Origin of the sequence: Corallococcus interemptor, assembly GCF_003668875.1 — a bacterium.
In the GTDB taxonomy this organism is placed as follows: domain Bacteria; phylum Myxococcota; class Myxococcia; order Myxococcales; family Myxococcaceae; genus Corallococcus; species Corallococcus interemptor.
Genome location: NZ_RAWM01000002.1, coordinates 69300 through 83049, shown reverse-complemented (window position 1 = coordinate 83049; position 13750 = coordinate 69300). Strand labels below are relative to the sequence as shown.

Genomic DNA, 13750 nt, shown 5'->3' with positions numbered 1-13750 from the left:
TGCCTGGCGCCCGGGACGTCACCGGGCGGACAGTCTACCCGTGAACGGCGCGAACGGTGGCATCCACCAGCGCTTCGGGCGTGGGGCGCTCGGCGACGGCGGCCACGGGGATGCCCAGCTGCGTCAGCGCCGTCGCGGTGGTGGGGCCAATGGCAACCACCTTCGCGGACGCCAGGAGCTCGCGGCCCACGCCCTCCACGAAGGCCTCGGCGGTGCGCGGCGAGGCGAAGAGGACCACCTGGGGCGGGGCCTCCTTCAGCTGCGCCAGCGCCTCCGGTTCGACGGTGGCCGGCGCGCTGCGGTAGGCCGTCACGCGCGTGACCCGCACGCCCAGGTCTCGCAGGCCGTCCTCCAGCTCGCGCCGGCCCTCCTCCGCCGCGGGCAGGAGCACGTCGTCGTCCGGCCCCAGCACGTCGCGCAGCGCGGTGAAGAGCGCCGCGCCGGTGCCCTCGTTGGGTTCGGCCTCCACCTTCAGGCCGTAGCCCTCCACGGCCCTCGCGGTGCGCGGCCCCACCGCGGCCAGCTTCACGCGGGACAGCCTGTCCAGCGTGCCCGCCAGCCGCAGGGCCTCCACGAAGGACTCCACGGCGGAGGGGCTCGCGAACACCACCCAGTGGTAGCGCTGCACGTGCTCGGCGGCGGACGCGAGCGGGCGCGGGTCCTCCGGCGGATGCAGCTCCAAGAGCGGGAGGCTGAGGACCTCCGCGCCCTCGTCCTCCAGCAGGAAGCACAGCTCCTCGGCCCGCTCACGGGGGCGCGTCACCAAGACTTTGATGCCATCCAGTCGCCGGTCCACGGCCGGCACTCTAGGCGCGCGGCGCGCCTTCGCGGCGGCCGAAATCGCGCAGGATGTCTCCCGCCCCGCGCGACAGGAGCTCGTCCGCGAGCGCTTCGCCCAGCCGTTCCGCTTCCGGCACGGGTCCCTTCACCTCGCCCCGCACCACCAGCGAACCGTCCGGCCGGCCCACCAGGCCGCGCAGGTACACCTGGCCGTCCTCCACCGTGGCGTGGCCGGCCAGCGGCACCGTGCAGCCGCCCTCCAGCTTCGCCAGGAAGGCGCGCTCGGCCCGCACGGCGTTGCGCGTGGCCAGGTCCTCCAGGGGCGCGAGCAGCGCGCGCACGTCCGCGTCCGCCTCGCGGCACTGGATGGCCAGCACGCCCTGCCCCACCGCCGGCAGGCTCTCCGCCACCGGCACCACCTGGGTGATGTGGTGATCCAGGCCCAGGCGCTTGAGCCCCGCCGCCGCGAGCATGGCGCCCGCGAGCTTCAGGTCGCGCGTCTTCTGCAGGCGCGTCTGCACGTTGCCGCGCACGGAGACGATCTCCAGGTCCGGCCGGCGCGCGCGCAGGATGCAGCTGCGCCGCAGCGACGACGTGCCCACCTTCGCGCCCGGGGGCAGCATGGCCAGCGTGTGCCCGTCCGGGCTGCAGAACGCGTCGCGCGGGTCTTCACGCGTCGGCACCGCCGCCAGGATGAGCCCTTCCGGGAACACCGACGTCATGTCCTTGAGGCTGTGCACCGCCACGTCCGCGCGGCCGTCGATCAGCGCCTGTTCAATCTCCTTCACGAACAAGCCCTTGCCGCCCACCTGGGACAGCGGCGCGGACAGGAAGCGGTCGCCCTCGGTGGTCATCTTCACCAGCGTGACCTCCAGGCCGGGGTTGCGCTGGGTGAGCAGCGAGGCCACGTGATTGGCCTGCCACAGCGCCAGCGGGCTCTCACGCGTCGCGATACGGACCGTCTTCATCGCCGGCTCCCGGTGGCCACCACGGTGTTGCGCGCTTCAGCAGGGGCCGCGGCGGGCTCCTGGGGAGCGATGGCCGCGGCCTCCGTCTCCGTGAGGCCGAACAGCTCCGCGGCGGCGCCCGCCAGCCGGTTGCCCTCTCCCTGCGGACCCACGGCGCGCAGCCGCGCGGTGGGCTCGTGCAAAAGCTTGTTCACGATGGCGCGTCCCATGGCTTCGATGCTCTTCTTCTGCTTGTCGGTGAGCCCGTCGCCCAGGCCCAGGAGCGTGCGCTCCACCTCCGCGCGGGCAATGGCCTCCGCGCGCTGACGCAGGCGCGCCAGCACGGGCATGCCGTCGCGCAGCGCGCGCTCCCGGGCGAAGCGCGCCACCTCCTGCGCCACCAGCCCGCCCGCCTTGTGCGCCTCTTCCGCGCGCGCGGCGGTGTTGTCCGCGACGAACTTCTGGATGTCATCCACGTCGTACGCGTGCACCCAGTCCAGCGTGCCCACCGCCGGATCGATGTCGCGCGGCACCGCCAGGTCCACCATGAACAGCGGCCGGCCCTTGCGCGCCTTGCCCAGCGCGCCGACGTTCTCACGCGTGAAGATGGGCACCGGCGACGCGGTGCTCGTCACCACCACGTCCGCGGTCCCCAGCAGCGGGAAGAGCTCCTCGAAGGGCTTCGCGACGCCGCCCACCTCCGCCACCAGCGCCTCCGCGCGCGCGAGCGTGCGGTTGGTCACGATGAGCTTCCCGGCGCCCGCGTTCTTCAGGTGCCGCGCCGCCAGCTCGCCCATCTCTCCCGCGCCCACCACCAGCACGGTCTTGTCCTTGAGCCCGTCGAACACCTTGCTCGCCAGCTGCACGGCCGCGGACGCCATGGACGTCGCCGCGCGCCCCACCGCCGTCTCCGTGCGCACGCGCTTGGCGCAGCCGAACGCCGCCGCGCACGCGCGCGTCAGCTCCCCGCGCACCGCGCCCGCGCCCTGGCCGCGCTCGAAGGCGTCCTTCACCTGGCCAAGAATCTGCGCCTCGCCCAGCACCATGGAGTCCAGGCTGGACGCCACGCGGAACAGGTGCACGAGCGCCGCCTCGCCCTGGTGCTCATACAGGTGCTCCAGCGCCTCCGCGCCGCCCAGCGTGTGCAGCGTCTCCCGGGCGCGCTCCCGCGCCAGCTCCGCGCTGGGGGCCGCCAGGTACACCTCCACGCGGTTGCACGTGGACACCCAGAGCGCTTCAACAGGCGCCTGCGCCAGCCGCTGCAACACTTCCGTCTGCCGCGCCTCGGGCAATGCCAGCCGCTCACGGACGCCCAGCGGGGCGGTGCGGTGTGACACGCCAATACAGATGAATTCCATGGCTACGGCATCCCCGGGCCAGCGGCGGACAGGTCGTAGGACGACAGGAAGGAGACCAGCACCAGGCAGAAGCCGGCCATGGTGAGCAGCGCCACCCGCCGGCCCCGCCAGCCCGCGAAGATGCGCGCGTTGACGAGCGCGGCGAACACGCCCCAGGCGACGAACGTCGCCACGTGCTTGGCTTCGAGCGCCCAGGCGAGCCCCCGCAGCGTGGTGGTGAACAGGGCGCCGGTCGCCAGCGTGAGCGACAGCGCGATGAAGCCCCAGATGACGAGCCGCCGGTTGAGCGTGTCCAGGAACTCCAGGGACGGCAGCCGGGAGAAGAGCAGCCCGAAGTGCTTGGCCTTCACCTCCCGCTCCATCAGCAGGTACATGACGCCCACCCCGGCCGCGACGCCAAAGGCCGTCATGCCCAGGAGCGCGATGGTGACGTGCACCGGCAGCAGGGGCTGGCGCACCGCGTCCGGCAGCGGCGTGGACCCGCCGTGCAGCAGCATGCCGATGAGGAGCACCGCCACCGCCAGCGGCGTGAGGAACGCGCCGATGACGGGCTTGCGGTAGCGCATGTCCAACGCCAGGAACAGCCCCAGCAGCAGGAAGGCGAAGGTGGACATGCCCTGCGCGGGGCCCACCAGTCGGCCCCCCTGCGCGCTCAGGAGTTCGATGAGCGCAACGCAATGCATCAGCAGGCCCGTGCCCACCAGCACCCGGCCGGTGACGGCGAGCACCTGGGACTGGCGGACCAGGAAGGCGAGGTAGACGAGCGCCGCCAGACCGTAGGCGTGGCAGGCGAGCGAGACGAGCGTATGGCTCATGGCGGCAGGCTCATAACCCCGGCCGAGGAGGCATTCACTCCTGCCTCAGCCCATTTTGTTGAGAATGAAGGCCGCCAGCAGGTCGGTCTCCGAATTGGGCTTGCGCTCAGGGGAGGGCGCACCCACCTCCGCGACATAACCCGGAACGACCTCGTAGGCGGAGTCCCCGACCAGGATGGAGTCCGCCATCTGCTCGGCGCCCAGCCGGCCGAGCTGCTCCTCGGTCTTCACCCGGGACACCAGCTGGTGGGTGTCCTCACCCGACACCAGCTGGAGGACGTGGACGGCGGGCGTGAGCGGCCAGTCCGTCCCTCCCTCGGCCGCGACCACCAGGCGGCCCTCGCGCAGGTCTGCTTTGTCCGCCAGCGCCCACTCCTCGAGCTGGGCCTGGGACAGGAAGAGCTTCGTCACGCCTTCCAGCCTACACCACCCTTCGCGCCCGAGGGCCCGGAAATGGGGTGCAACCCCCGGCCAGATGCGGCATCCGTTCACCGGGGCGGCCCGGCGCTCCCGCCTCCAGGGGCACCCGCCGGGCATGAAGCCCAAGGACGCACCTTCATCCAAGCCGTAGAGACACGAGGAGACGACATGGCTGGCGACGTGATCAACATCGGTGATTCGGACTTCCAGAAGCAGGTCCTGGACTCTCAACAACCCGTGCTCGTGGACTTCTGGGCCACCTGGTGCGCACCCTGCCGCGCGATCGCGCCCTCCGTGGAGGCGCTGTCCGGTCAGTACAAGGGCCAGGTGACGTTCGCGAAGATGGACATCGACGCGAACCAGGACACGCCCCAGAAGTATGGCGTCCGCTCCATCCCCACCCTGCTGCTCTTCAAGGGCGGCAAGGTCGTGGACCAGATTGTCGGCGCGGTGCCGAAGTCGCGCATCGACGAGGTCATCCGGAAGAACCTCTGAGCCCGCGTGCTCCCGGTGACGGGCCCGCTGCCAGCCTGTCCCTGGCGTCCCCTCCCACCCAATGATGCGCCTGGCCTTGTGCCGCCAGGGTTCGCGTCCGGTGTGAGGGGACGTTGCGTTTTGGGGCTCCCACCCAGACACCCCGGCGTGACAGCGCGGCCGCGTTCGATATGTCTGTAGAAAGACAACTCACCGCGACGGTAAGGGCTTTCACTTACTGGGTGCTGCTCGCCCCCCGAGGGAAACATTTCTCCGCGGTTGAGACAAACGCGCTCGTGGCACAGCTGGACGATCCTCCCGTCTTGTTTTGTTCAACAGCCATTGAAATTGCATTACGAGTCAAACACGACCCCAACATGTCTTGTTGACAGAGTTCGCCACTCCAGACACAAGTCACGAGTACACGCCTGTCTTGATTGGCGAGTTTCAACAGGAGTTTTCATGGCACGCCTTCGCAAAGAATTGACCTCGCAAGCACCGCTGACCCCTGCCCTGACGTCGTGGGCGGAGGCCCTGGGTGATGCCATCGGCCGCGGCATGCTGCGCGCGCTGAACACGGGAATGCCGGGCATGGGCGCCCCCGTGGCGTCGCCGGGCAATGGCGCGGTGATGGCGGGCCGCCGCCGCGGCCGTCCCCCCAAGACGGTGGCGGGCGGGCCGGTGCCCATGGACCGCCGCTGCACGGTCAATGGCTGCACCCGCGAGCAGCGCTCCAAGGGCCTGTGTTCCGCGCACTACCAGGCCGAGCGCCGCAGGCAGATCGCCACCGGCAAGCCGGCCTGAGTGTTTGTTTGAACACCCACGACCCCTACTCGCCGCGCCAGGGGTCTCCGGGCGTGGTGGCCTTGAGCAGCTCCCAGGCCGCCATCACGTCGATGACCCGCTCCAGCTCATTGGGCAGGGAGCGGGCGCGAGCCGACTTGAGGTAGTCCTCCGTGAAGGCCCTCAGGCGCATGCCCAGGAACAGCCGGGCGAGCGCCACCTCCGTCTGACCGGAGAAGTCCAGGAAGCGCAGGGCGAACCCGCTGCGGCCCTCCTCTTCCGGGCCGCGCTCCTCCCGGACGATTTCGGCGCGAGCCTCCACGGGGGCGGCCCCCGGCTCCAGCGCGAAGCGGGTGCGCACCACCGTGCCCATGGGCAGGAAGAAGGTGCTCGCGAGGAAGGCCCCGCTGACGCTCACGTTGACGGACGTGAGCCCCGCGGAGAAGCGCCGCCCGCCCCCTTCGTCCTCCACCCAGAGGTCGAAGTGCGTGGCCAGCTGCGCGCGCGGGAAGTGCCGGTGCTCCGGCTCCCCCTGATTCATCTCAATGCGAGGCGCCGCGCCGGCCACGGGCACGTTGCGCGACGTCCCCACCGGCGGAACGAACGGCCGGGGTGTCTCCGTGCCGGCCTTCACCGTCGTCACACCCTTCCTCTGAACCGCCATCGAAGCCTCCGCGGCCGTCAGAACATGTGACGGCGCATGCTGATGTTCACCAGCAGCCCGATGCACAACATCACCGACAGCATCGAGGAGCCGCCGTAGCTCATGAGGGGCAGCGTGATGCCCGTCACCGGCAACAGGCCAATGACCATGCCGATGTTTTCGAACACCTGCCAGAAAAGTGTGGCCACCACCCCCACCGCAACGAACGCTCCAAAACGGTCTCTCGCGCTGAAGCCCACGCCCAGCCCGAGAATGAAGATGCCGCCGTAGAGCACGAGCAACAGGAGACAGGAGAAGAAGCCGTGCTCCTCGGCCCACACGGAGAAGATGAAATCCGTGTGCTGTTCCGGCAGGAAGCGCAGACCTGTCTGGGTTCCCTCGCGCCAGCCCTTGCCGGTGAGCCCACCGGAGCCCACGGCGATCTTGGATTGCGCCGCGTGATAGCCGCTGCCGCGCAGGTCCGCTTCCGGGTCCAACCACCCGGAGATGCGCTGGCTCTGGTGTTTCTTGAGGTGGTGGCGCACGACGGTACTGCGCGGCTCGGGCATCTCCCGGACGTAGTCGTTCCAGATGATGAGGCCGCCCACCAGCACGCCCGCCACGATGGTGGCGGCCAGGTACCAGCGCACCTTGCCAAAGAGGATGACGGTGCCTGAGGACAGGAAGATCATCAGCGCGGTGCCCAGGTCCGGCTGCACCAGCACCAGCGTGAAGGGCACCATCACCACCAGCACCGGCTTCCACAGACGCACCAGGCCGTAGGACGGCTGATTGGGCTGGAAGTCGTCGTGGTAGACCTTGGCCAGCATCAGCACGACGCCAATCTTCATGAACTCCGCGGGCTGCAGGCGGAACGGCCCAATGGCGAACCAGCTCTCCGCGCCCTTGGCGGTGTGGCCCACCACGCGCAGCGCCAGCAGCGCCAGGATGTTGAGCACGTAGATGGGGAAGGCCATCCGTTGAATCCAACGGTAGTCCACCAGGCACACCACCAGGACGGCGCTGATGCCCACGGCCAGGTAGAGGGCCTGGCTGTGCCACACGGGCGCCATGGGGGGCCGGGAGGCGGACGCCAGGTTCCAGATGCCCAGGAAGCACACGCCCAGCACGCACACGATGAGCCCCCACGGCACGTGGGGCATCATCCGGCGCTCAATCCGCAGTTGCACTGTCGTCTCCGGTTTCCGAGGGCGGCTGGATGGGCTCGCCCGGGGACACCACCTTGGGCGGCGGCACCACGGCGCGCGTGAGCGCCGCTTCATCCAGGCTGGGCGCCGGCGGCAAGGACGGCGTGTAGGGCTGGTTGGCGCGGGGCGGCGGCGACGTCGCGTCCTGCGCCTTCAATTCGAAGTACTTCTTCATCACGGCCAGCGCCGTGGGCGCCGCGTCCACGCCGCCGTGGCCGCCGTGCTCGTTGAGCACCACCACCACCAGCTCCGGCTTGTCCGCGGGCGCGAAGCCGGCGAACCACGCGTGGTCGCGCTCGAAGTAGCTCATCTGGTGCGTCTTCAGACGCACGGTGCCGATGCGCGTTACCTGCGCGGTGCCCGTCTTGGCCGCCACCAGGAAGTCCGCGGGCAGGCCCGACTTGAGCTTCGCGCGGTACGAGGTGCCGCCGGGCTCCTGCGCCACCGCCTCCAGGCCTTCCACGATGGCCTTCAGGTGCGCGGGGTTGATGTCCACCTTCGACACCACCTCCGGCTTGAACTCCTCCATCACCTGCCCGTCCAGGTTCTCCAGCCGCTGCACCAGCTGCGGCTTGTAGAGCTTCCCGCCGTTGGCCACGGCCGCGTACACCAGCGCCAGCTGCAGCGGCGTCACGTTGACGTCGCCCTGCCCCATGGCGCTGTTGAGCGCCATGCCCTTGGTGTAGCCGCCCGGTGAGGCTTTGTCGTGGTACGCGCTGGACGGCATGATGCCCGGCACCTCCGCCACCACGCCGATGCCGGTGGGACGCCCCAGGCCCAGCAACTTGCCCATCTCCGCGATGGGGTCCAGGCCGATGGTGTCCGCCACCTTGTAGAACCACGAGTCGCACGACGCCTTCATCGCGCCCCGGGCGTCCAGGGGTCCGTGGCCGCTCTCCTTGTGGCAGCGCCACACGCGCGCGCCCAGCCGGTAGCCGCCGGAGCAGTTCACCACCGTCTCCGGGCGGAACAGGCCGGACTTGAAAGCGGCCAGCTGCGAAATCACCTTGAACGTGGACCCGGGGCTGTAGTGCTCCGCGGCCACGCGGTTGATCATCGGGTGGAGCGGGTCGCGCGCCAGCGTGGCCATCTGCGAGGGCGTCACGCGGCCCGTCAGGAGGTTGGGGTCGAAGCCGGGGCGGGACACCAGTGCCCGGATGAAGCCGGTGTTCACGTCGATGGCCACCACCGCGCCCGTCACGCCCGGGAACGCGCGCTCCGCTTCCTCCTGCAGGCGCATGTCCAGGGACAGCACCAGGTTGCTGCCCGCCGTGGGAGGGATGACCGCGTTCTCACCGAGCTTGTCGTTGAGCTCTTCAATCGTCTGGCCGCGCGCGTTCACCACTTCCTTGCGCACGCCGTCCTGGCCGCGCAGCTTGGATTCGAAGTAGCGCTCCAGGCCTCGCCGGCCGATGTAGTCACCCAGCGCGTACTTCGCGCCGTCCCCGTTGAGGCGCTCCAGCTCCTCCTGGGTGATTTCATTCATGTAGCCCAGCACGTGCGACAGCACCGTGTCCGCGCGGTAGTTGCGGTGCGGCACGGGCACCACCTCCACGCCGTCCAGGATGTCTCGCCGGGCGTTGAGCCGGTCGTACTCGTCACGCGTCAGGTCCACGCGCACCGGCACCGGCTGGAAGGGCGCGTTGCGGCGGCTGGCTCGGACCAGGTCCTCAATCTTCTTGCGCTGATCCGCGTCCCACTGGAGCAGCTCCGCCAGGCGCGGAATCACCTGCTCGAAGCAGTCCGTGCAGAAGGCCGGCGTGACGAAGGCGTCAAAGGACGGACGGCTGTCCACCAGGATGGTGCCGCGCGCGTCCTTGATGACGCCGCGGTCGGCGCGCAGGCGCACCTCCTTCACGAAGTTCGCCACGCTCTTGGCGGCGTACTCTTCGTGACGGATGAGCTGGAGCCGGTACAGCTGGATGGCCAGCGCCACGATGCCCAGCGACATGGCCAGGCCCAGCCACAGGAAGCGGCGCTTCAGGTCCCGGCCCGGCGTGGTGTTGCCAATGGTCGGAGGCGTCAACGGAGCAACCCCGCCGGGCGCTCCTGCGCCACTTCAAACCGCTTGAACAAGGGGAAGAGGAGCAGCGCCGCCACGCCCGTGAGCGCCAGCTGCACCGGCATGCCGGACAGGAGCGGCGCCGTGGAGCCCTCCTTCACCGTGAGCCAGGTGAAGAACGTGGACAACAGGCCGTGGCCCAGGTCCGCGCCCATGGCGAACAGCGCGAAGGCCACCGGCCCGCGCACGTCCACGAAGGACGCCACCAGCCGGCCCACCAGGAAGGTGAACACGGCGAGGAAGGTGAAGAGGCCGGTGGGCTGGCCGCTCATCAGGTCCAGGAGGTAGCCCACCGCGAAGGCGGAGCACGCCCCTTCCATGAGGCTTGCCCGGAGCGCGAGGAAGGCCACCAGCACCACCGTGACGTCCACGCGGCCCAGCACCAGCCCTGCCTGCTGGACGAAGACGGACTCCAGCGTGAGCAGCACCAGCGCCAGGATGACGGTCACCAGGAACTTCATTTCTGCGCGCCCTCCGTGGACGCCCCGCCGGTGGCGGCCATTTCACTGTAGGGACTGCCCACCACCAGGACCTCCTCCAGCCGGCTGGTGTCCACCGCGGGCGTGATGTCCGCGCCCTGGAACATGCCGTGCTCCTTCTTCTCCAGCTGCGTCACCCGCCCCACCACCAGGCCCGGAGGATAGATGCCGTCCGTGCCGGAGGTGATGATGAGGTCGCCGTTCTCCACGTCCTCCGTGCGCAGCATGTTCTCCAGCGTCAGGGGGCCGTTGCCCGCGCCCGCCGCCGTCCCGCGCGCCCTCGAGCGCTGCACCCGCACCGCCACCCGGCTCTGCGGGTCCGTCACCAGCGCCACGTCCGCGTAGCCGCCCGTGGACCGGATGACCTGCCCCACGATCCCGTCCGGCGTCACCACCGACATGCCGCGGAACACGCCGTCCTTTTCACCGCTGCTGATCCGCACCGACAGGAGCTTCGCCACCGGATTGACGCCCACCACGCGCGCCGGAATCTCCGGCCCGGGCACGGCCTCCGCGTAGGCCAGCAGCTTTCGCAGCCGCCCGTTCTCCGCGCGGGCCTCGCCCAGGGCCTGCACCGTGGCCCGCAGCTGGAGGTTCTCCAGCCGCAGCGCGTCATTGTCCTGACGCACGCCGCGCAGGTCCAGGTAGTTGCGCACCGCGGCCACGACGCCCTCGATGCCGGCGGTCAGCCCCTGCTGCACGGGGGCCGTGAGCGCGATGACGCCCCGGTCGATGAAGTTCGGGTCGCGGCCCCTCCGGCCGCCCAGCAGGAAGGCGCCGAGCGGGTACAACAGGAGGGCGGCCACGAGGAGGAAGCGGCGGTACCGCTTGAGAAGAGACAGCACGGACGGGGGCTTTCCCGGGGTGGGCGAAAAGACGCGGGTGGAAGGGGGAGAGGGGCTGGCTAAGCTGGCTGAATCGCTTGCATTTTCCGGTCTGTTGTCCTAGGCAGTCAAGGCCCGGATGAGGGGGTGTTGACACTCATGCATCCCCACCGGCCGGGCTACCAACAACACGGCGCCGCGAGACCTTCCGCAAGGTGATTCGCGGGCGCTTCCGACCGTGAAGTGACGACAATGGACGGTTTGAATCCCCGGAAGGTCTTCTCCCTCCTGTTCATCATCGGCATCGCCGTGGTGTTCACGCTCCAGTTCGGTCCGGGCAGCAACGGGTTCGCGGACACGGGCAGCCAGGCGCCTACCGCCAGCGCGGTCGCCACGGTGAACGGCAAGGAGATCCCCCTGCGCGACTTCAGCATGGCCTGGTCGCGCCAGATGAACTTCCTGCGCTCGCAGGGCAACCCCATCCCGGAGTCGGTGGCCCGCCAGTTCGGCCTGGACAAGCAGGTGCTCGACCGGCTGGTGAACGCGGAGCTGCTCGCCCAGTCGGCGGAGCGCCACGGCATCACCCCGTCGGATGAGGAGCTGCGCAAGGTCATCCACGAGAACACCGACTTCCACAGCAAGGAAGGCGCCTTCGACTTCGCCCGCTACCAGCAGGTGCTGCGCGACTTCTACCGCCGCACGCCGCAGGAGTACGAGCAGGAGCTGCGCCGCCAGATGGCCGCCCAGAAGATGCTGGACGTGGTGCGCACGGGTGCCGTGGTGTCGGACGACGAGGTCCGCGCCCGCTACGAGAAGGAAGGCAACCAGGCGAAGCTGGTGTTCGCCCGCTTCCTGCCCACGATGTACGCGGACAAGGTCCCCGCGCCCACGCCCGCGCAGCTGGCCGCGTTCCAGAAGGACCATGAGAAGGAGATCGCCGACTATTACGCGGCGAACAGCTTCGTCTACAACGTGCCGGAGCGGATCCGCGCGCGCCAGATCCTGGTGAAGGTGGCCCCGGACGCCACGCCCGAGCAGAAGGCCCAGGCCAAGGCGAAGGCGGAGGGCTTCCGCAAGGAGCTGGAGGGCGGCAAGGACTTCGCCACCCTGGCCAAGGCGAGCAGCGACGACACCGCCACCAAGGCCAAGGGCGGCGAGCTGGGCTGGGTGGAGCGCACCACGTGGGACCCGGCGCTGGCCGACGCGGCGTTCGCGCTGAAGGCCGGGGAAGTCACGCAGCCGGTGGAGTCCGCGCTGGGCGTGCACCTGGTGAAGGTGGAGGAGAAGAAGGACGCCCAGGCGAAGAAGCTGGAGGACGTGAAGGGCGAGATCGCCACCACCCTCTTCAAGCAGGAGCAGGCGAAGGGGCTGGCCAAGGCGGAGGCGGAGAAGGCGCTGGCGGCGGCCAAGGCCGGCAAGTCCCTGAAGGAGCAGTTCCCGGTGCCCGCCGGTCAGCAGCCCGCGCTCTTGCGCTTCGAGGCGGAGACCAAGCCGGAGGCGGTGGAGACGGACAGCTTCACCGCGCAGGGTGACTCCGTGCCGCACCTGGGTCCGGCGCCGGGCCTGGTGAAGGCCACCTTCGAGGCCAACGGCCCGGCGGTGCTGGGCGAGGTCTTCACCGTGGGCGAGGCGAGCATCGTCGCGCAGGTGGTGGATCGCGAGAAGCCGGACACCGCGGGCTTCGACAAGCGCAAGGAGGAGCTGCGCACCCAGGCCCGTCAGGCCAAGCAGATTGAGCTGACGGAGTCCTTCCTCAAGTCGCTGAAGAAGAGCGGCAACGTCGTGACCAACAACGAGGCCATCGACTCGGTGTTGGGCTCCGCGGGGTAGTCACCCGCCGGAGCGGGCGTAGGGGACCTCGCGAGGGGCCCCCTCCGCCGAAGGGGCCTCGGCGACGGCGATGCCGTCCCGGCCCCGCCCCTTGGCCGCGTACATGGCGAAGTCCGCCGCGCGGATGAGGTCCGTGGCAGTGGTGGCGTGCTCCGGGAAGGAGGCCACCCCCACGCTCGCGGTGAGCGCCACGTCCAGTCCCTGCTCGCGCAGGAAGCGCTGGCCGCGGAACGCCTCGCAGATGCGCTGGGCGATGACCTGCGCCCCTGCCGTGTCCGTCTCAATCAACATCACCGCGAACTCGTCGCCGCCGTAGCGGAAGACGGCGTCCAGGTTGTGGCGGCCCAGGCTGATGAGCAGGTCCCCCACCTCCTTGAGCGTGGCGCTGCCCACCAGGTGTCCGTGCCGGTCGTTGATGGACTTGAAGTGGTCCAGGTCCAGGAACACCAGGGACAGCGGGTGGCGGAAGCGCGCCGAGCGCTTCACCTCCTGCTCCAGTTGCGCGCGCAGGTGCCGCGCGTTGAAGCAGCCGGTGTGCTCGTCCGTGATGGTGAGCTCCTGGATGCGGCGGAAGTTGCGCGCGTTCTCGATGGCGATGGCCGCGTAGTCCGCGATGGCGGACAGGGCGGTCAGATCGTCATGCGTGAAGCCGGGCTCCGTGGGGCCGTTGACCAGCTCAATCACGCCCAGCACCCGCTCGCGCGCCACCAGGGGCACGGCGAGCAGCGAGCGCGTGTGGAAGGCGGAGGCCTCATCGAAGCGGGGCGCGAAGCTGGAGTCGCCCGCCACGTCGTGGACGAGCCGCGCGACGCCGGAGGAGAACACCGCTCCGGCGATGCCTTCACCGGGGTTGAGCTGCAGGCCCTTGAGGGCCTCGGCGCCCTCCCCCACCGCGATTTCGAAGTAGAGCTTTCCGCTGCGCTCGTCCTGGAGGATGAGCGACCAGTTGCGCGGTTTGAGCAGCGCGCTGACCTTCTGCATCACCAGCGCGAGCACTTCGCGCAGCTCCAGCGTGGAGGTCAACGCCTTGGCCATCTCGTTGTAGGCGGCCAGTTGCTCCACTGTCCGCTTCATGGCCGACAGGAGGTCCGCGGGGTTCATCGAGGTGCCCTCTGGAGCGCAAGTCT

General features: G+C 69.8%; 14 protein-coding genes. 3 read left to right on the top strand and 11 right to left on the bottom strand.

Annotated elements, in window-relative coordinates; all coding sequences use genetic code 11:
- Positions 1-34 precede the first annotated feature (34 nt).
- From D7X96_RS01135 to D7X96_RS01115, 5 genes are read right to left on the bottom strand one after another with little or no spacing between them, the layout of a single operon-like run.
- Positions 35-796 (bottom strand): uroporphyrinogen-III synthase, encoded by a 762-nt coding sequence (locus D7X96_RS01135; RefSeq protein ID WP_121768794.1) that lies wholly within the window; start codon positions 794-796, stop codon positions 35-37.
- Positions 797-806: 10 nt separating this feature from the next.
- Positions 807-1748 (bottom strand): hydroxymethylbilane synthase, encoded by a 942-nt coding sequence (hemC, locus tag D7X96_RS01130; protein WP_120546774.1) that lies wholly within the window; start codon positions 1746-1748, stop codon positions 807-809.
- On the bottom strand, positions 1745-3085 hold the full coding sequence (hemA, locus tag D7X96_RS01125; protein WP_120546775.1) for a glutamyl-tRNA reductase: 1341 nt from the start codon (positions 3083-3085) through the stop codon (positions 1745-1747). Before hemA ends, hemC begins: the two co-directional genes overlap by 4 nt.
- Before the next feature lie 2 nt (positions 3086-3087).
- Positions 3088-3900 (bottom strand): cytochrome C assembly family protein, encoded by an 813-nt coding sequence (locus D7X96_RS01120; protein WP_120546776.1) that lies wholly within the window; start codon positions 3898-3900, stop codon positions 3088-3090.
- A gap of 45 nt (positions 3901-3945) precedes the next feature.
- A complete protein-coding gene (locus D7X96_RS01115; RefSeq protein WP_233609768.1) occupies positions 3946-4311 on the bottom strand; it encodes a hypothetical protein in 366 nt (121 codons plus the stop codon).
- Positions 4312-4488: 177 nt separating this feature from the next.
- Between D7X96_RS01115 and trxA the strand changes: the two genes are divergently transcribed.
- Positions 4489-4815: a thioredoxin gene (trxA, locus tag D7X96_RS01110; RefSeq protein WP_120546777.1), complete on the top strand. Its 327-nt coding sequence runs from the start codon at positions 4489-4491 to the stop codon at positions 4813-4815.
- A gap of 441 nt (positions 4816-5256) precedes the next feature.
- On the top strand, positions 5257-5598 hold the full coding sequence (locus D7X96_RS01105; protein WP_120546778.1) for a hypothetical protein: 342 nt from the start codon (positions 5257-5259) through the stop codon (positions 5596-5598).
- Between the two features lie 25 nt (positions 5599-5623).
- Here the strand turns inward: D7X96_RS01105 and D7X96_RS01100 are convergent, their stop codons facing one another.
- The 5 genes from D7X96_RS01100 to mreC are packed head-to-tail and all read right to left on the bottom strand — an operon-like array spanning position 5624 to position 10814.
- Positions 5624-6241, bottom strand: coding sequence for a PilZ domain-containing protein (locus tag D7X96_RS01100; RefSeq protein ID WP_120546779.1), 618 nt, complete (start codon positions 6239-6241; stop codon positions 5624-5626).
- 17 nt (positions 6242-6258) lie between these two features.
- Positions 6259-7386 carry a rod shape-determining protein RodA gene (gene rodA / locus D7X96_RS01095; RefSeq protein ID WP_199746918.1) on the bottom strand — a complete coding sequence of 376 codons (1128 nt, stop codon included), beginning with the start codon at positions 7384-7386 and terminating at the stop codon, positions 6259-6261.
- Between the two features lie 7 nt (positions 7387-7393).
- The gene (gene mrdA, locus D7X96_RS01090; RefSeq protein ID WP_120546781.1) at positions 7394-9454 is read right to left on the bottom strand and encodes a penicillin-binding protein 2; all 2061 of its coding nucleotides are present in this window, start codon (positions 9452-9454) and stop codon (positions 7394-7396) included.
- Positions 9451-9951 (bottom strand): hypothetical protein, encoded by a 501-nt coding sequence (locus D7X96_RS01085; RefSeq protein ID WP_120546782.1) that lies wholly within the window; start codon positions 9949-9951, stop codon positions 9451-9453. Before D7X96_RS01085 ends, mrdA begins: the two co-directional genes overlap by 4 nt.
- Positions 9948-10814, bottom strand: a complete 867-nt coding sequence (mreC, locus tag D7X96_RS01080) for a rod shape-determining protein MreC (RefSeq protein WP_120546783.1) — start codon at positions 10812-10814, stop codon at positions 9948-9950. The genes D7X96_RS01085 and mreC overlap by 4 nt, the downstream gene beginning before the upstream one ends.
- A gap of 231 nt (positions 10815-11045) precedes the next feature.
- On the opposite strand from mreC, the gene D7X96_RS01075 reads away from it, so the two are divergent.
- Positions 11046-12623, top strand: a complete 1578-nt coding sequence (locus D7X96_RS01075) for a peptidylprolyl isomerase (RefSeq protein WP_121768761.1) — start codon at positions 11046-11048, stop codon at positions 12621-12623.
- Here the strand turns inward: D7X96_RS01075 and D7X96_RS01070 are convergent, their stop codons facing one another.
- Positions 12624-13724: a GGDEF domain-containing protein gene (locus D7X96_RS01070; RefSeq protein WP_120546785.1), complete on the bottom strand. Its 1101-nt coding sequence runs from the start codon at positions 13722-13724 to the stop codon at positions 12624-12626.
- Between the last annotated feature and the right edge of the window lie 26 nt (positions 13725-13750).

What these genes read in the sequence shown, in the direction of transcription:
- D7X96_RS01070 (WP_120546785.1), bottom strand. Translation starts at nt 13,724, where the DNA reads ATGAACCCCGCGGACCTCCTGTCGGCCATGAAGCGGACAGTGGAGCAA.
- hemA (WP_120546775.1), bottom strand. Translation starts at nt 3,085, where the DNA reads ATGGAATTCATCTGTATTGGCGTGTCACACCGCACCGCCCCGCTGGGC.
- D7X96_RS01105 (WP_120546778.1), top strand. Translation starts at nt 5,257, where the DNA reads ATGGCACGCCTTCGCAAAGAATTGACCTCGCAAGCACCGCTGACCCCT.
- D7X96_RS01085 (WP_120546782.1), bottom strand. Translation starts at nt 9,951, where the DNA reads ATGAAGTTCCTGGTGACCGTCATCCTGGCGCTGGTGCTGCTCACGCTG.
- trxA (WP_120546777.1), top strand. Translation starts at nt 4,489, where the DNA reads ATGGCTGGCGACGTGATCAACATCGGTGATTCGGACTTCCAGAAGCAG.
- rodA (WP_199746918.1), bottom strand. Translation starts at nt 7,386, where the DNA reads ATGATGCCCCACGTGCCGTGGGGGCTCATCGTGTGCGTGCTGGGCGTG.
- D7X96_RS01100 (WP_120546779.1), bottom strand. Translation starts at nt 6,241, where the DNA reads ATGGCGGTTCAGAGGAAGGGTGTGACGACGGTGAAGGCCGGCACGGAG.
- D7X96_RS01120 (WP_120546776.1), bottom strand. Translation starts at nt 3,900, where the DNA reads ATGAGCCATACGCTCGTCTCGCTCGCCTGCCACGCCTACGGTCTGGCG.
- D7X96_RS01075 (WP_121768761.1), top strand. Translation starts at nt 11,046, where the DNA reads ATGGACGGTTTGAATCCCCGGAAGGTCTTCTCCCTCCTGTTCATCATC.
- hemC (WP_120546774.1), bottom strand. Translation starts at nt 1,748, where the DNA reads ATGAAGACGGTCCGTATCGCGACGCGTGAGAGCCCGCTGGCGCTGTGG.